Source organism: Kitasatospora sp. RG8, assembly GCF_017813315.1.
In the GTDB taxonomy this organism is placed as follows: domain Bacteria; phylum Actinomycetota; class Actinomycetes; order Streptomycetales; family Streptomycetaceae; genus Kitasatospora.
In genome coordinates, this window is record NZ_JAGIYX010000035.1 from 46,461 (window position 1) to 63,152 (window position 16,692).

The following is a 16,692-nucleotide window of genomic DNA, read 5'->3' on the forward strand; positions in this document are numbered from 1 at the left end:
GCCTCAGTCGCGCCAGAGCAGCAGCACCGCGCGGTCGTCGTTGATGTCCCGGGCGACCGTCTCGATCAGCCGGCCGGCCGCGCCGATGCCGGCGCCGGGGCCCGAGCCGGGGACCAGCCGGTCGGCCTCGCCCATCAGCCGGTCCATGCCCTCGGAGAGGTCCCGGCCGGGTGCCTCGACCATGCCGTCGGTGCAGAGCAGCAGGACGTCGCCGCGGTTCAGCCGGCCGCGCACGCCCTCGAACTTGGCACCGTCGTAGATGCCGAGCGCCGCGCCCTCCGAGGCCTCCTTCATCTCCCAGCGCCCGGCGCCGGCGAGGCGCTGCATGCCGGGCAGGTGGCCGGCCGAGAGCAGCTCGTACTCGCCGGTGTCGAGGTCGAGGACCAGGTGGACAGCGGTCGCGAAGCCCTCCTCCCAGGACTGCCGGAGCAGGTAGCCGTTGGCGGCGGGCAGGAAGTCGTGCGCGGGCAGGGAGCCGAGCAGGCCGCCGAAGGCACCGGAGAGCAGCAGGGCCCGGGAACCGGCGTCCATGCCCTTGCCGGAGACGTCCGCGAGGACCACCTCCAGCACCCGCTGGCCGGGGCCGGTCCGGGCGGCGACCACGAAGTCGCCGGAGAAGGACTGCCCGCCGGCCGGGCGCAGCGCCATGTCCGCGTGCCAGCCGTCCGGGAGGCGGGGGACGCGGCTCTGCACCCGCAGGCGCTCGCGCAGGTCGAACAGCATGGTGGAGCCGCCCCACCACGGGACGCCGACCCGGCTGCGGAACTGGGCCAGCAGCAGGCCGCCGACCCCGGCCGCGCCGACCACCAGGGCGGCGCCGGGGGTGACGCCGTAGGTGTAGGCGTCCGGGTCGGCGCTGGCGACCCGCTGGCCGGTGTGGATGACGGACTCGGCGGAGAGGCCGAGCGCGGCCAGCGCGTACAGCATCACCAGGCTGCCCGGGCGCAGCAGCAGTGCGGCGGCCAGGATCGGCAGGACCAGGGAGGTGGGCGGCGCCCAGGCGGGGATCCAGATGTTGAGCAGGATCAGCAGCGGGACGAGCAGGGCGAGTGCGCAGAACACGGGCCAGTCGGCGGCGCCGCCGCGGAAGTAGTCGACCCCGGCCGTGCGCAGCCTTCGGCGGACCCGGCGGAGCCTCTTGCGCAACCGGGCCGTCACGGGGTCGGACGCCGCCTCGGCGCCGGGCCTCGTCGCAGTCGTCCGGGGCGGTGTGCCCTGCGCTCTGCCAGCCATGGGGACCGACCATATCCACGGTTGCGGCCCGGCGTCGACGGCCCGGACACGGGCGGTGCCGCCGTGGCGCGGGCGCGTCAGCGGGTTTCGGCCGATTGCCGCGGGCAGCGGCCGCTGCGTCAGGAAGCGTGCGCCGGTTGGGCGTACGAACCACGCGGACGGCGCATGCGCCCCGCGCACAAGGCAGTTCGTGCGCCGGTCGGGCGGGACGGGCGCTGTGGCCGATCACACAGGGGCGTACGCCCGCGCGGACCCGCCGCACGAATGCGTCGGCCGGCCGCGCTGCGGGAACGCGGCCGGCCGGCGGGAGGGTCGGACGGGGGTGGCTCAGCCCTGCTGCGGGTGGTGGGCCGGGATCGGCGGGAGCTCGCCGGTGGTCTCGTACTCGCTCAGCATGTCGATCCGGCGGGTGTGCCGCTCGTCGCCGCTGTACGGGGTGTTGAGGAAGACCTCGACGAACTTGACGGCCTCCTCCTCGGAGTGCATCCGGCCGCCGATGGAGATCACGTTGGCGTTGTTGTGCTCGCGGCCGAGCGAGGCGGTCTGCTCGCTCCAGGCCAGCGCGGCGCGCACGCCCTTGACCTTGTTGGCGGCGATCGCCTCGCCGTTGCCCGAGCCACCGATCACGATGCCCAGCGCCTGCGGGTCGGCGGCGGTGCGCTCGGCGGCCCGCAGGCAGAACGGCGGGTAGTCGTCGAGGGCGTCGTAGATGTGCGGGCCGCAGTCGACCGGCTCGTGGCCGGCCCCCTTCAGCCACTCCACGAGGTGGTTCTTCAGTTCGTATCCGGCATGGTCGGAGCCCAGGTAGACGCGCATGTCACGAGTGTGGCATGCGCGTGTACCCGGGCTGCGCAGGGGGCGGCGGCGGATTCAGCGGCGCCCGAGGAGCCGCCAGGCGAGCGGCAGGGCGCCGGCCGCCAGGGCCGCCTTCAGGGCGTCGCCGACCAGGTACGGGTAGAGGCCCAGCTCGGCGGCGCGGGCGAGCGGGACGTCCAGCGAGAAGGCCAGGTAGGGCACGCCGACGGCGTAGATGGCGAGGCTGCCGAGGACCATGGTGACGGCGGTGTTCACCGGGCTGCGGTCGGCGCCGCGGCGGGCCAGCGCGCCGGTCAGGGCGGCGGCCACGACGAAGCCGAGCACGTAGCCGAGCGAGGGCATCGACCAGCCGGAGGTGCCCTCGGCGAACCAGGGCAGGCCCGCCATGCCGGCCAGCAGGTAGAGCCCGAGCGAGGCGACGCCGCGGCGGGCGCCGAGCGCGGTGCCGACCAGCAGGGCGGCGAAGGTCTGGCCGGTGACCGGGACCGGCGAACCCGGGACGTTCACCGACAGCTGCGCGGCGAGGCCGGTGAGGGCGGCGCCGCCGGCCACCAGGGCGAGGTCGCGGGCCTGGGCACCGAGCCGGGTGGACGCGGCGGGCAGCAGGTCGGCGAGGACGCCGCGGCTCAGTATCGGGGCGGTGGCGGTCGGGGTGCTGGCAGTGGCCATCGGGGCTTCCTCTGAAGATCAGGTGAGTGAACACCTGTGAACCTACGCGGTGATCGTCTCCGGCACCGCCAGGGAACCGGACAAAGCCCGGAAGCCCCTCCTTGTCGGTTCCGTCCCACCGGGAACGACGGAACGTGATGGATCAGGCCATTCTCCGTCACGATCCGGTCCGCATTCTGGGCCCGGACCGGACATTCTTGGCATGGACAGCGGCGCCCCCGGATATTGGGCAACTCGCACCGCAATCCGAACAGTCTGGATCCCCACCCCATGGCCCGTACCTCCGCGCCCCCGGCGCCCGGGACGACCTCCCCCGCCGGTTCCCCGGCCGGCGGCGGTCCCCAGCTCTCGCACGGTCTCAAGCAGCGCCACCTCTCGATGATCGCCCTGGGCGGGGTGATCGGCGCCGGCCTCTTCGTCGGCTCCGGCGCGGGCATCGCGGCGGCCGGGCCCGCCATCATCCTGGCGTTCACCCTCTCCGGCCTGCTGGTCATGCTGATCATGCGGATGCTCGGCGAGATGTCGGCCGCCCGCCCGGCCTCCGGCTCGTTCTCGGTGCACGCCGAGAAGGAGCTCGGCACCTGGGCCGGGATCACCGCCGGCTGGATGTACTGGGTGATGCTCTGCTGCGGCGTCGCCGCCGAGGCCACCGCAGCCGGGAAGATCGTCAACGGGTGGGTCCCCGGCGTCTCCTCCTGGGTCTGGGTCGGCCTCTTCATGGTCTTCTTCTGCGCCAGCAACCTGACCGCCGTGAAGAACTTCGGCGAGTTCGAGTTCTGGTTCGCCGCGATCAAGGTCGCCGCGATCGTCGCCTTCCTGGTGCTCGGCGCGCTCGGCGTCGCGGGGGTGCTCGGCCCCGGCGCCCCCGGCACCACCAACCTCACCGGCCAGGGCGGCTTCCTGCCCAACGGCGTCAGCGGACTGATCGTCGGCCTGCTCGCCTCGGTCTTCGCCTACGGCGGCCTGGAGACGGTGACCATCGCCGCCGCCGAGTCCGACGACCCCCGGCGCAACGTCGCCAACGCGGTGCGCACGGCGGTCTGGCGGATCGCGATCTTCTACATCGGCTCGATGGCCCTCGTCGTCACCCTGGTCTCCTGGAAGGACCCGTCGGTCGTCGCGAACGGCCCGTACGTGACGGTCCTCCAGCACCTGGGCGTGCCCGGCGCCGGCACCATCATGGAGGCCGTGGTGCTGATCGCCCTGCTCTCCGCGATGAACGCCAACATCTACGGCTCCTCCCGGATGGCCTACTCCCTGGTCTCCCGCGGCCAGGGCCCCAAGGCGCTGGCCAAGGTCGGCGGCGGGGTGCCCCGCGCGGCCGTGCTCGCCTCCTGCCTGTTCGGCTTCGGCGCGGTGCTGGCCTCCAAGTTCTGGCCGGACACCGTCTTCACCTGGCTGATGAACACCACCGGCGTCGCCATCCTGGTGGTCTGGTTCTTCATCTGCGTCGTCCAGCTGAAGATGCGCCGCCGGCTGGAGCGCGAGTCGCCGGAGCTGCTCACCGTCCGGATGTGGGGCTACCCCTACCTGACCTGGGTCGCGATGGCCGCCGTGGTCGGCATCCTCGCGCTGATGACCACCACCGAGGGCAACCGCGAGCAGCTGTACGCGGCCGGTGTGCTGGTCGCGCTGCTCATCGGCGCGGGCCTGCTCAAGCAGCGCCGGGACGCCGCGCACAACGGCTAGCGCACGCGCAGGGGCCCGGTACCGCATCGGTACCGGGCCCCTCGTGCTTCCTCAGCCCGCCACGGGCGTCACTCGAAGGACGGGCCGGCGGTGCGGGTGCGCTTGATCTCGTAGAAGCCCGGGGTGGAGGCGACCAGCAGGGTGCCGTCCCAGAGGCGGGCGGCGGCCTCGCCGCGCGGCGCCGGGGTGACCACCGGGCCGAAGAACGCGACCCGCTCGCCGTCCACGCCCTCGACCGCGATCACCGGGGTGCCGACGTCCTCGCCGACCAGGGTGATGCCCTCCTTGTGCGAGGCGCGCAGGGCCTCGTCGTACGCGTCCGTACGGGCCGCGTCGGCCAGCTCGGCCGGCAGGCCCGCCGCGACCAGCGCCGCCTCGATCGTCTCGCGGTTCTGCGGCAGACCCTGGTTGTGGAAGCGGGTGCCCAGCTCGGTGTAGAGCCGGCCGAGCACCTCGTCGCCCTCCTTCTCCGCGGCGGCGATGCAGACCCGGACCGCGCCCCAGGCGTTGTCCAGCAGGGTGCGGTACTCCTGCGGGAGGTCCCGGTGCTCGTTCAGCACCGACAGGCTCATGACGTGCCACCGCACGTCGACCGGGCGCAGCTGCTGGACCTCGATCAGCCAGCGGGACGTCATCCAGGCCCAGGGACAGGCCGGGTCGAACCAGAAGTCGGCGGTCTTGCGGTCAGCGGCATTCGTCACGGCGGTGGTCCTTCGTCGGAGGTGGTGGTCGGGGACGGGGAGGAAGAGGTGCACCGGACCCCGTACGTTGCTTCCCCGACGCCAACACCCGCCCGACGCCGGTGATTCCGGCCCCGCGGCGCAGGTTGTGCAATGGTACCGGCGCCGGGGGCGTGAAAGGATGCCCCCGCAGCACCACAGCGCAGCACCACAGTGCAGCACCGCAGAGCAGCACCCGACCGCAGCAGCGAAGACGCACCACCGTGCGTGCCGGACAAAGGAGTACCGCCGTGCCGGGCAAGAACCTGAGCCGCGACGAAGCCCAGCAGCGGGCCAGCATCCTGGCCGTGGACGGCTACCGGGTCCGGCTGGACGTGACCTCGGCCCCCGACCCGGCGGCCGCCACCTTCCGCTCCACCACGACCGTCGCCTTCCGCTGCGCCGAGCCCGGCGCCACGGCCTTCCTCGACCTGCTGGCCCCCACCGTCCGCTCGGTCACCCTGAACGGCCGCGCGCTCGACCCGGCCACCGCCTTCGACGGCGCCCGCGTCCACGTCGACGGCCTCGCCGCGGACAACGTCCTGGTGGTCGACGCCGACTGCGCGTACAGCCGCACCGGCGAGGGCCTGCACCGCTTCACCGACCCGGTCGACGGCGAGACCTACCTCTACACCCACTACGAGCCGGCCGACGCCCGCCGGGTGTTCGCCACCTTCGAGCAGCCCGACCTGAAGGCGCCGTTCTCCTTCACCGTCACCGCGCCCGCCGCCTGGGACGTCCGCTCCAACGCCGTGCACACCGAGGTCACCGACGAGGACGGCGCGCGCACCTGGGAGTTCGCGCCGACGCAGCCGATCTCCACCTACCTCACCGCCGTCGTGGCCGGCCCGTACCACGTCGTCCGCGACCACTACAGCCGCACCCTCGCCGACGGCACCGTGCTGGAGATCCCGCTCGCCGCGCTGTGCCGCAGGTCGCTCGCCCCCTACTTCGACGCGGACGAGATCCTCGGCGTCACCAAGGCCGGGCTCGACTTCTTCCACGAGCAGTTCGACTACCCGTACCCCTTCGGCAAGTACGACCAGGCGTTCGTCCCCGAGTACAACATCGGCGCCATGGAGAACCCGGGCTGCGTGACCTTCCGCGAGGAGTTCGTCTTCCGCTCGAAGGTCACCGACGCCGCCTACGAGGGCCGGGCCAACGTCATCCTGCACGAGATGGCCCACATGTGGTTCGGCGACCTGGTCACCATGCGCTGGTGGGACGACCTGTGGCTGAAGGAGTCCTTCGCCGACTTCATGGGCTCCTACGGCTTGATCGGCGCCCGCACCCGCTACACCTCCGCCTGGGTCACCTTCGCCAACCAGCGCAAGGCCTGGGCCTACCGGCAGGACCAGTTCCCGACCACCCACCCGATCACCGCGGACATCCGGGACCTGGAGGACGCCAAGCTCAACTTCGACGGCATCACCTACGCCAAGGGCGCCTCGGTGCTCAAGCAGCTGGTGGCGTACGTCGGCTCGGAGGCCTTCTTCGAGGGCGCCCGCCGCTACTTCAAGCGGCACGCCTTCGGCAACACCGAGCTGGGGGACCTCCTGGGCGTCCTGGAGGAGACCAGCGGCCGCGACCTCACCGCCTGGGCCGCCGCCTGGCTGCAGACCGCCGGCGTCAACTCGCTCACCCCGCAGGTCACCGTCGACGCCGAGGGCCGGATCACCGAGCTCGCCGTCCTCCAGGACGCCGGCAACGGCGACGTGCTGCGCCCGCACCGGATCGCGGTCGGCCTCTACGACCGCGACGCCGACGGCGCGCTGGTGCGCACCGACCGCATCGAGCTGGACGTCACCGGCGCCGTCACCGTCGTCCACGCGGCCATCGGCCGCCCCCGGCCCGCCCTGGTGCTCCTCAACGACGACGACCTGACGTACTGCAAGATCCGCTTCGACGCGGAGTCGCTGGAGACGCTGCGCACCGGCCTCGGCGACATCCAGGACGAGCTGGCCCGGGCTCTCGCCTGGTCCGCCGTCTGGAACCTCACCCGGGACGGCCTGATGCCGGCCCGCGACTACGTCGCCCTGGTGCTGCGCTTCGCCGGCCAGGAGTCCAACATCGGCGTGCTGCAGTCGCTGCACGCCCAGGCCAAGGGCGCCGTCGACCTGTTCGCCGCCCCGGCCCGGCGCGGCGAGGGCGGCCGGCAGCTGGCCGACGGAGCGCTGCGCGAACTGCGCGCCGCCGCGCCCGGCAGCGACCACCAGCTCGCCTGGGCGCGCTTCCTGGCACAGACCGCCAACGGCTCCGAGCACCTCGGCCTGGTCCGCGGCCTGCTCGCCGGCACCGCCCGGATCGACGGCCTGGACGTCGACCAGGAGCTGCGCTGGTCGCTCTGGCTGGCGCTGGCCGCGGCCGGCCAGGCCTCCGACGAGGAGCTCGCCGGGGAGCTGGAGGCCGACAACACCGCCAGCGGCAGGCGCCAGTACACCCAGTGCCTGGCCGCCCGGCCGACCCCGGAGGCCAAGGCCGCCGCCTGGTCCGCCGTGATCGACTCGGACGAGCTGCCCAACGCACTGGTCGAGGCGAACATCGCCGGCTTCGCGCTGCCCGCGCACCGCGACCTCACCGCGCTGTACGCGGCGCCGTACTTCAAGCTGCTGGAGCGGGTCTGGTCCGAGCGGACCATCGAGATCGCGATGCGGATCGTCGGCGGTTTCTTCCCGCAGGCCGAGGTCAACGAGGCCACCCTGGCCGAGGCCGACACCTGGCTGGACGGCCACCCGGACGCGGCGCCCGCGCTGCGCCGACTGGTGCTGGAGCGCCGGGACGACCTGGCCCGGGCCCTGCGGGCGCAGGCCTGCGACGGGGTCTGAGCCCCGCCCCGCCCGGACCGCGCAGGGCCCGCCGCGATCGCTCGCGGCGGGCCCTGCGCCGTTCTGCGGCCGGTGCCTCCCGCGGTCAGCCGCGCTGGAGGCCGCGGTCGATGGCGGCGACCATCGTGCCCTTGGCGTCGTCGCCGTCCAGCGCCCAGACCATCACGCCGCCCAGGTCGTTCCACCGGGCGTAGCGGGCCTTCTGGGTGATCACCTCGGGGGTGTCGTAGCTCCAGAACGTGGTGCCGTCGTACTTCCAGCTCGCGCCGTGGTCGCGGTCGGTGTACACCGTGCCGGGCTGCGCGGCGACCTCCCGGTAGCTGAGGTCGCCGGTCGCGGCGGTGGCCGGCTGGTACAGGCCGCCCCGGTCGCCGGCCGGCACGCCGGTCCAGCCGTGGGCGTAGAACGGCACGCCGAGCACGAGCTGTTCGGATGGCAGGCCGCGCTCGACGTAGTGCTCGACGGCCTTGTCCGCGCTGCGCCGGCGCGGCTCCGGGTCGGCCGGGTCGGAGTAGAGGTTGGCGTGGTGGTTGGTCGGGCCCTTGCCCTCCCACGGGCCGTGCAGGTCGTAGGTCATCAGGTTGAGGAAGTCGACCGAGCGGGCGAGCTGCGGCAGCTCCAGCCGGTCGGCGACGGTCTCGTTGGCCGCGACGGCCGCGGTCAGCAGGTAGTGCGGGCCCTTGCGGCCGCTCAGCCCGTCCAGCTGCCGGCGGAACTCCTGCATCAGCAGGGTGTAGTTGCGGCCGTCCTCGGGGCGCACGACGTTGCCGGCGTCACCGCCGCCGCCGGGGTACTCCCAGTCGATGTCGATGCCGTCGAAGACGCCCGCGCCGGCGCCGGCGCCGCCCTCCGGGGAACCGGCGAGCCGCGGCAGGTCGCCCTTGATGTACAGGTCGATGCAGGAGGAGACGAACTTCCTGCGGGACTCCTCGGTGGCGGCCGCGTCCGAGAAGTACTTGGACCAGCTCCAGCCGCCGAGCGAGATGACCGTCCTCAGCTGCGGGTTCTTCGCCTTGAGCTTGCGCAGCTGGTTGAAGTTGCCCTTGAGTCTCTGGCCGGCGGTGTCGGCCACGCCGTCCACCGACTGCTCGGCGCCGTACGGGCGCTGGTAGTCGCTCAGCGCGTCGCCCTGGCCGGACTCGTTGGACTCGAAGCAGGTGCCGTCGGCGGAGACGTTGCCGAAGGCGTAGTTGATCACGGTGAGCCTGCCGGCCTGGCCGGACTCCTGCACCCGCTTCGCGGAGCTCTCGGCGCCCCACTGGGTGAAGTAGCCGACCCGCTGCCCCTTCAGCTTCGGGCCGTGGCCGCGGTCGTGGGCGGACGCCGTGGGGGCGGCGATGGCGGTGGCCACCGTGACGGCGGCGAGGAGGGCTGCGGTACGACTGAGCATGCGCATACGAGAAGACCCGCGGCTTTCTCTGAGTCAGCATCAAGTGGTCTGGACCAAGCTGAAACAGAGGTTTAGTCCATTCGGTGCGGACATACAAGAGGCCGGACCGCGTGGACGCGGTCCGGCCTCTTGGCGCTACTGCCTGGTTCAGCCGATCAGGCTGCGCAGCACGTACTGCAGGATGCCGCCGTTGCGGTAGTAGTCCGCCTCACCGGGGGTGTCGATGCGCACGACCGCGTCGAACTCGGTGACGGCCCCGTCCGCGCCGACGGCCTTGACCTTGACGGTCGCCGGGGTGCGGCCCTCGTTGAGCTCGGTCACACCGGTGAAGGAGAAGGTCTCCTCGCCGGTCAGGCCGAGGGACTCGGCGTTCTGGCCCTCCGGGAACTGCAGCGGCAGGACGCCCATGCCGATCAGGTTCGAGCGGTGGATGCGCTCGTAGGACTCGGCGATGACGGCCTTGACGCCCAGCAGCGCGGTGCCCTTGGCGGCCCAGTCGCGGGACGAGCCGGAGCCGTACTCCTTGCCGGCCAGGACGACCAGCGGGATGCCGGCGGCCTGGTAGTTCTGCGAGGCGTCGTAGATGAACGACACCGGCGCGTCGGCCTGGGTGAAGTCGCGGGTGTAGCCGCCCTCGGTGCCCGGCGCGATCTGGTTGCGCAGGCGGATGTTGGCGAAGGTGCCGCGGATCATCACCTCGTGGTTGCCACGGCGCGAGCCGTACGAGTTGAAGTCGCGCTTCTCCACGCCGTTGGCGGTCAGGTACTGCGCCGCCGGGGTGCCGGGCTTGATGTTGCCGGCCGGGGAGATGTGGTCGGTGGTGACCGAGTCGCCCAGCTTGGCCAGGACGCGGGCGCCGGTGATGTCGGTCACCGGGCTCGGGGTCTTGGCCATGCCCTCGAAGTACGGGGGCTTGCGGACGTAGGTGGACTCGGCGTCCCACTCGAAGGTGTTGCCGGTCGGGACCGGGAGCGACTGCCAGCGGTGGTCACCGGCGAAGACGTCCTGGTAGCCCTTGTCGAACATGGCCTCGTCGATGGAGCCGGCGACGGTGTCGGCGACCTCCTGCTCGGACGGCCAGATGTCGGCGAGGAAGACGTCGTTGCCCTCGGCGTCCTGGCCCAGGGCGTCCTTGGTGATGTCGACGTTCATGTTGCCGGCGAGGGCGTAGGCGACCACCAGCGGCGGGGAGGCCAGGTAGTTCATCTTGACGTCGGGGTTGATCCGGCCCTCGAAGTTGCGGTTGCCGGAGAGCACCGAGACGACCGCGAGGTCGGACGCGTTGACGGCGGCCGAGACCTCCTCGGGCAGCGGGCCCGAGTTGCCGATGCAGGTGACGCAGCCGTAGCCGACCAGGTTGAAGCCCAGCTTCTCCATGTACGGGAGGAGGCCGGCCTTCTCGTAGTAGTCCATGACGACCTTGGACCCGGGGGCCAGGGTGGTCTTGACCCACGGCTTGACCGTGAGGCCCTTCTCCACGGCCTTCTTCGCCAGCAGGGCGGCGCCCAGCATGACGGAGGGGTTGGAGGTGTTGGTGCAGGAGGTGATCGAGGCGATCACGACCGCGCCGTTGTCGATCTCGTAGGACGAGCCGTCGGGGGCGGTGACGGCGGTCGGCTTCGAGGCCTCGGCGGAGTACGTCGGCAGCGCCTCGGCGAACTTCTCGGCGGCCTCGGCGAGGATCACGCGGTCCTGCGGGCGCTTCGGGCCGGAGATCGACGGGACGACGGTGGAGACGTCCAGCTCCAGGTACTCGGAGTAGACCGGCTCGACCGACGGGTCGTGCCAGAGGCCCTGCTCCTTGGCGTACGCCTCGACCAGGGCGAGCTGCTGCTCGTCACGACCGGTGAGCTTCAGGTAGTTGATGGTCTCGGCGTCGATCGGGAAGATCGCGCAGGTCGAGCCGAACTCCGGCGACATGTTGCCGATGGTGGCGCGGTTGGCCAGCGGGATCGCGGTGACGCCCTCGCCGTAGAACTCGACGAACTTGCCGACCACACCGTGCTTGCGCAGCATCTCGGTGATGGTGAGCACCAGGTCGGTGGCGGTGGTGCCGGCCGGCAGCTGGCCGTTGAGCTTGAAGCCGACCACGCGCGGGATCAGCATGGAGACCGGCTGGCCCAGCATCGCGGCCTCGGCCTCGATGCCGCCGACGCCCCAGCCCAGCACGCCCAGGCCGTTGACCATGGTGGTGTGCGAGTCGGTGCCGACGCAGGTGTCCGGGTAGGCCTGGCCGCCGCGGACCATGACCGTGCGGGCCAGGTGCTCGATGTTCACCTGGTGGACGATGCCGGTGCCCGGCGGGACGACCTTGAACTCGTCGAACGCGGTCTGGCCCCAGCGCAGGAACTGGTAGCGCTCCTTGTTGCGGCCGTACTCGATCTCGACGTTCTGGACGAAGGCGTCCGGGGTGCCGAACTTGTCGGCGATGACGGAGTGGTCGATGACCAGCTCGGCCGGGGCCAGCGGGTTGATCTTGGCCGGGTCGCCGCCCAGCTCCTTGACGGCCTCGCGCATGGTGGCGAGGTCGACCACGCACGGCACGCCGGTGAAGTCCTGCATGATCACGCGGGCCGGGGTGAACTGGATCTCCTGGCTCGGCTGGGCGGTGGCGTCCCAGTTGCCGAGGGCGCGGATGTGGTCGGCGGTGATGTTCGCGCCGTCCTCCGTGCGGAGCAGGTTCTCCAGCAGCACCTTGAGGCTGTACGGCAGCCGCTCGGAACCCTCGACGGCGGAGAGCTTGAAGATCTCGTACGACTCGTCGCCCACCTGCAGCGAGCTGCGGGCGTCGAAGCTGTTCGCGGACACGACTGACTCCTTCTAGGTGCTTCGTGCGGTAGCCGGCCGCCACGGTGGTAAGGTCAGCCTTACTTAGGCTTACCTTGCCCGCATCGCCGGTGAGCGCCTCTCGGCAAGTATCTTGATGTCGAGATATATCGTAAGGGGCAGTTATCTCGATGTCGAGATAAACCATAGTGCATGGCGCTGCGGACACCACCGCAGGCATGCCCCCAAGACTGTCCTACCGCGAGCGACCGGCCCGGCGCTCGTCGGGGGGCGTCACTCCCCGCCGGGACCGCGCTTCCTGCGCTCCAGCCGGATCAGCCAGACGGCCCCCGCCACCACGGCGGCGGCCACCAGCAGCACGGCGACCAGACTGCCGCCGGAGCCGGTGGGCTCGGGCGCGACGTCGGCCAGCAGGGCGGTGGCGGTGCTTGCGGTCATGAGGTCTCCTCGGGTCGGGTGTGTCGGATCGGTGGGGTGGCCGGGGCGGCCGGGGCGTGTCCGGTCAGTGGGGTGGCCGGGGCGGCCGGTGGCGTGGCCGGGGCGGGCCCGGTCAGTGGCGTGGCCGGGGCGGCCGGGGCCTGTCCCAGGCCGAGGACGAGCATGAGCAGGACCGGGAACTCCAGGTAGGCGTGGTAGCTGGCCAGCGCCGCGTACAGCGTCCGGCCCTGCGCGTAGTCCGCCGCGAACAGCACCGCCAGCAGGCCGCCCGCCAGCAGGCCCAGCAGCCACGCCCGCCCGCCGCGCAACGCCGGCAGCCGCTGCTCGAACGCCCCGGTCGCGTCCGGCGCGTACCTCGGCAGGAACCAGACCCAGACCACGTAGTGCATCGACTGGAGGAAGGCGAACACCGCCAGGAAGCGCAGCCCCACCCCGGGCGTCAGCCAACCCGGCGGGGTGTACGCCGCCGTCAGCTTCGCCGTCCAGCCCGACCAGCCCGCCCCCGCCGACAGCCAGCCGTCCAGTGCCCCGGACAGCAGCAACCCCGGCACCAGCAGCACCCAGCCGCACTGCAGCGCCAGGAACGCTGCCCGGCCCCGCACCAACCGGCGCGACCACTCCCACAGGAACAGCAGCGGCACCACGTTGTGCAGGTGCGCCAGCACCACGAAGTGGTACGCCGGGAACGCCAGCGAGCCCCCCGTCGCCACCGCCAGCACCGCCCCGCTCCCGGCCAGCAGCAACGGGCGACGGCGCAGCGCGGACCAGCAGGCCGCCGCCAGCAGCCCGTACGCCAGCAGGATCTCCGCGCCCTGGGCCACCGGGTGCGGCACCAGCGAGGGCGGCACCAGGCGGCAGAACACGATGCCGGTCACCAGGACGAGCAGCAGCCGCAGCAGCGGACCGGCCAGCACGGCCGCGAACCGGCCGGCCACGTAGCGCAGCTCCAGCACGTTGTGCAGCACCCCGAACGCGGCCAGGCCGAGCACCGCCAGCCCCGTCGGTGCGCGCAGTGCCAGGGCCAGCGCCAGCGCCGCCGCCAGCGCGAACCCGGCCGAGGGCGCGACGCCCAGCCGGACGGCCGGACCGGCGACGGGCCCCGCGGCCGTCCCCTCCACGGTGGCGATGGCCACGCTCCCCCTCCTCGTGGCACGATCCCCGCCGTGCCCTATCCCATGGCCCTCGCCCTCACCCTGCTGGTCGAGGTACCGCTCTACACCGCCGCCCTCACCCGGGCCGGCGGCGTCCGCCCGGCCCGTGCGGCGGCGGCCGCCGTCCTGGTCAACCTGGCGACGCACCCGCTCCTCTGGTGGTTCCTCGGCCACGGCGCGGCCCGGTCCACCGGATCCGCCGCAGCGTACTGGACCGCCTTCGGGCTGGGCGAAGCCGCGGTGTGCGCGGTCGAGGCGGCGCTGCTGCGGCCACTCGCCGGAACGGGCCTGCGCGGACCGCTGCCCTGGGCGGCCTCCGGCACGGCCAACGCGGCCTCGGTGCTGGCCGGGCTGCTGGTGGGGCTGCTGGCCTCGGGACGGTGGTGACCGCCGCTCCGCGGTGCGCGCGGTACGTGCGGTGCTTGCGGTGCTTGCGGTGCTTGTCGGGCGGGTCCGCTCGGGCGGGTCCGCTCGGACGGGTCCCCCTGCGATTCCTCTCGTGTGGTCCTTCTCGTGCGATTCCTGTTCGGGCGCGGTCGTAACGCGGCGGTCCGGCTCAGGCGTCTTACCGGGGGCAGGCGGCGAACAGGCCACCACGAGACGGTTTTCGGGGGACAGCGGTGATCGGTAAGGCGCGACGGGCCGAGGAGTCCGCGGAGTTCGAGACCTTCGCCTACAGCCGGGGGCACCACCTCTTCCGGACCGCCCTGCTGCTCTGCGGCGACTGGCACCTGGCCGAGGACCTCACCCAGGTCACGCTCGCCAAGCTCTACGCCGCCTGGGCCAAGGTCCGCCGCGCGGAGAACCAGGACGCCTACGCCCGCAGCGTGCTCGTCCGCAGCTACCTCTCCCACCGGCGGCTGCGGCGCAGCGCCGAACAGCCGGCGCTCGGCGACCTGCCCGAGGGCATCGCCCCCGAGGGTGACCCGGCGCTCCGGGTCACCCTGCTCGCGGCCCTGGCCGAACTGCCGCCGAGGGACCGGGCCGTACTCGTCCTGCGCTACTGGGAGGACCGCAGCGTCGAGGAGACCGCGGCCGAACTCGGCGTCAGCGCGGGCGCGGTGCGCAGCCAGGCGCTGCGTGCCCTCGGCCGGCTGCGCGCCGTCCTAGGGCCGCAGGGCTCGGACCGGCTCGCCGCGTCCTGACCCGCCGCCGGACCGACCCGCCGCGCTCGGGGGATCGGCGGCATCGGCGGCACCGGCGGCATCGGCGGCACCGGCGGGGTGCGGCGCCGCCCGGTAACGGCAGGGGGCCGCACCGCCCGGTAGCGGCGGGGCCGCACCGCCCGGATTTTTCGTCACCACACTCAGCTGGAAGGAACCAGGAGCATGGACGAGCTGGAATCCGACGGCCGACGGCTGTCCACCACCTTCGACCGGGCGATGGACGGCGTCGGACCGGAGCTGGGGGCGCTGGTCGCCGGCGCCGCCGAGCGCGGCCGGTGGATCCGGCGCCGCCGCCGCGCCGCCGTGACCGGCGCGGTCGCCGCCGTCGCCGTGCTGGCCGTCGGCGGCGCCGTCGCCCTGCAGCCGGGGAGCGGCTCCCGTTCCGCCACCGTGGTGGCGAACGGGACCGCGTCGCCGTCCGCCACCGCGTCGGCCTCACCGTCCGCCGCCCCGCCCACCATGAAGCCCCGCGAAACCTCCACCCGGGACCCGCGGGCCGACGACGGCCCCGAGAAGCGGTACCCCGGAACCGGGGCCAACGCCGGAAAGGTCGCCCTCACCGGCCACGCGGCCGTCCTGGCCGTGGTCGAGGGCCTGCCGAGGAGCGGCGCGACCGGCGGCTACGCCGGCTACCACAGCCCGGTCGGCTGGACGGGTCCGGAGCTGCTCGACGTGCGGACCACCGGCGAGCTCAGCTACGACGACGGCAAGGGGCCCGTCCAGGTCAGAGTCGAGTTCGAAGGCGGGCTCGGCGCGCTGTTCCGGCCCGGGTCCTACCCGCCCGGCCCCGGCCGTGACCCGTACATCATCGGCTACGACGACCGTTACAACTGCGAGAAGGCCAGAGCCGCCCGGAGCAACACCCACTGCGAGGTCGGGAAGCTCCCCGACGGCAGCACCCTGATGCTGACCGAGAGCACGTCCGACGGCTACCGCTCCCGCACCGCCGACCTGCTGAGCAAGGACAACAACCGGATCACCCTGACGGAGTTCTCCGGCGGCGTGATCAGCGATCTGCGCGAGCTGCCCCTCAGCCTGGAGCAGTTGAAGGCCGCGGTGACCGTCCAGGGCCTCCAGGAGTGGATCACGCCGGAGCGGGCCGACCAGGCGGACCAGACGATCCGGCCGTTCCGCGACTCCTCGCCCGGCCGGGACCAGCCCGGCCCCGGCGGCTCGGCACCAACGGCCTCGGCCTCGGCCTCGGCATCGACATCGGGATCTCGCTCGGCGTCGGCGTCACGCTCGGCCACCGCCGGTTGAGCCGGTGGCGGCCCGCCCGGGTACGGTGGCCGGTGAGTTGACACGCTGGGACAGGCCGGGGGCCGACTGATGATCGTGGTGGACGCGTCCGCACTGGTACTCGCGCTGGCCGACGAGGGCGAGCGCGGGGCCGCGGCCCGGGCCGAACTCGACACGGGCGGCGAGTGGGTGGCCCCCGAGCACATCGTCATCGAGGTGATGCAGTCGCTGCGCGGCCTCTACCTGGCCAAGGAGTTGACCGCCGAAAGGGTCGGTGAACTCGCCGCGCGGCTCCCCGGGTTGGCGATCCGCAAGGTCGAGGTGGCGCCGCTGCTCGGCCGGATCTGGGAGCTCAAGGACAACCTCACGCCGGACGACGCCGCGTACGTCGCGGTCGCCGAGCAGTACGGGGTGCCGCTGGTCACGGCGGACCTGCGGCTGATGCGGGCGAGCGGGCCGCGCTGCGAGATCCGGGGGATCCAGGGGGCTCACCGCCGGACGGGGTGACCCCGGCCCGCCAGGAGGGCCTCCGGAGGAGGGGGCCGGCACGGGGGTGTGCGGGGTGTCCGG

Annotated in this window: 14 protein-coding genes; 6 read left to right on the top strand and 8 right to left on the bottom strand. The window is 72.8% G+C overall.

Going from position 1 to position 16,692, the window contains the following annotated elements; genetic code table 11:
* Positions 1-3 precede the first annotated feature (3 nt).
* From J5Y04_RS35040 to J5Y04_RS35050, 3 genes are all read right to left on the bottom strand, one after another.
* Complete coding sequence (locus tag J5Y04_RS35040) at positions 4-1,233, bottom strand: PP2C family protein-serine/threonine phosphatase (protein ID WP_209416576.1); 1,230 nt, start codon at positions 1,231-1,233, stop codon at positions 4-6.
* 327 nt (positions 1,234-1,560) lie between these two features.
* A complete protein-coding gene (locus tag J5Y04_RS35045) occupies positions 1,561-2,049 on the bottom strand; it encodes a ribose-5-phosphate isomerase (protein ID WP_148645153.1) in 489 nt (162 codons plus the stop codon).
* Between the two features lie 54 nt (positions 2,050-2,103).
* A complete protein-coding gene (locus J5Y04_RS35050; RefSeq protein ID WP_209416577.1) occupies positions 2,104-2,718 on the bottom strand; it encodes a biotin transporter BioY in 615 nt (204 codons plus the stop codon).
* Between the two features lie 270 nt (positions 2,719-2,988).
* On the opposite strand from J5Y04_RS35050, the gene J5Y04_RS35055 reads away from it, so the two are divergent.
* On the top strand, positions 2,989-4,407 hold the full coding sequence (locus J5Y04_RS35055; RefSeq protein ID WP_209416578.1) for an amino acid permease: 1,419 nt from the start codon (positions 2,989-2,991) through the stop codon (positions 4,405-4,407).
* Positions 4,408-4,475: 68 nt separating this feature from the next.
* On the opposite strand, the gene J5Y04_RS35060 is transcribed toward J5Y04_RS35055, so the two are convergent.
* Entirely contained in the window at positions 4,476-5,108 is a 633-nt protein-coding gene (locus J5Y04_RS35060; RefSeq protein ID WP_209416579.1) for a DsbA family protein, read from the bottom strand.
* A 269-nt stretch (positions 5,109-5,377) separates the two neighbouring features.
* Between J5Y04_RS35060 and pepN the strand changes: the two genes are divergently transcribed.
* The gene (pepN, locus tag J5Y04_RS35065; protein ID WP_209416580.1) at positions 5,378-7,951 is read left to right on the top strand and encodes an aminopeptidase N; all 2,574 of its coding nucleotides are present in this window, start codon (positions 5,378-5,380) and stop codon (positions 7,949-7,951) included.
* A gap of 85 nt (positions 7,952-8,036) precedes the next feature.
* Here the strand turns inward: pepN and J5Y04_RS35070 are convergent, their stop codons facing one another.
* From J5Y04_RS35070 to J5Y04_RS35085, 4 genes are all read right to left on the bottom strand, one after another.
* Positions 8,037-9,341 carry a glycoside hydrolase family 18 protein gene (locus J5Y04_RS35070; protein WP_209416581.1) on the bottom strand — a complete coding sequence of 435 codons (1,305 nt, stop codon included), beginning with the start codon at positions 9,339-9,341 and terminating at the stop codon, positions 8,037-8,039.
* Positions 9,342-9,488: 147 nt separating this feature from the next.
* On the bottom strand, positions 9,489-12,149 hold the full coding sequence (gene acnA / locus J5Y04_RS35075) for an aconitate hydratase AcnA (protein ID WP_209416582.1): 2,661 nt from the start codon (positions 12,147-12,149) through the stop codon (positions 9,489-9,491).
* A gap of 252 nt (positions 12,150-12,401) precedes the next feature.
* Complete coding sequence (locus tag J5Y04_RS35080) at positions 12,402-12,566, bottom strand: hypothetical protein (RefSeq protein ID WP_153882819.1); 165 nt, start codon at positions 12,564-12,566, stop codon at positions 12,402-12,404.
* Positions 12,563-13,699 carry a hypothetical protein gene (locus tag J5Y04_RS35085; protein WP_209416583.1) on the bottom strand — a complete coding sequence of 379 codons (1,137 nt, stop codon included), beginning with the start codon at positions 13,697-13,699 and terminating at the stop codon, positions 12,563-12,565. Before J5Y04_RS35085 ends, J5Y04_RS35080 begins: the two co-directional genes overlap by 4 nt.
* 30 nt (positions 13,700-13,729) lie before the next feature.
* Here J5Y04_RS35085 and J5Y04_RS35090 point away from each other — a divergent pair, with 30 nt between their 5' ends.
* From J5Y04_RS35090 to J5Y04_RS35105, 4 genes are all read left to right on the top strand, one after another.
* Entirely contained in the window at positions 13,730-14,104 is a 375-nt protein-coding gene (locus J5Y04_RS35090; protein ID WP_209416584.1) for a hypothetical protein, read from the top strand.
* Positions 14,105-14,337: 233 nt separating this feature from the next.
* On the top strand, positions 14,338-14,862 hold the full coding sequence (locus J5Y04_RS35095; protein WP_209416585.1) for a SigE family RNA polymerase sigma factor: 525 nt from the start codon (positions 14,338-14,340) through the stop codon (positions 14,860-14,862).
* Positions 14,863-15,045: 183 nt separating this feature from the next.
* Positions 15,046-16,143 carry a hypothetical protein gene (locus J5Y04_RS35100; protein WP_209416586.1) on the top strand — a complete coding sequence of 366 codons (1,098 nt, stop codon included), beginning with the start codon at positions 15,046-15,048 and terminating at the stop codon, positions 16,141-16,143.
* Positions 16,144-16,212: 69 nt separating this feature from the next.
* Entirely contained in the window at positions 16,213-16,629 is a 417-nt protein-coding gene (locus J5Y04_RS35105; protein WP_209416587.1) for a type II toxin-antitoxin system VapC family toxin, read from the top strand.
* Positions 16,630-16,692: the final 63 nt, after the last annotated feature.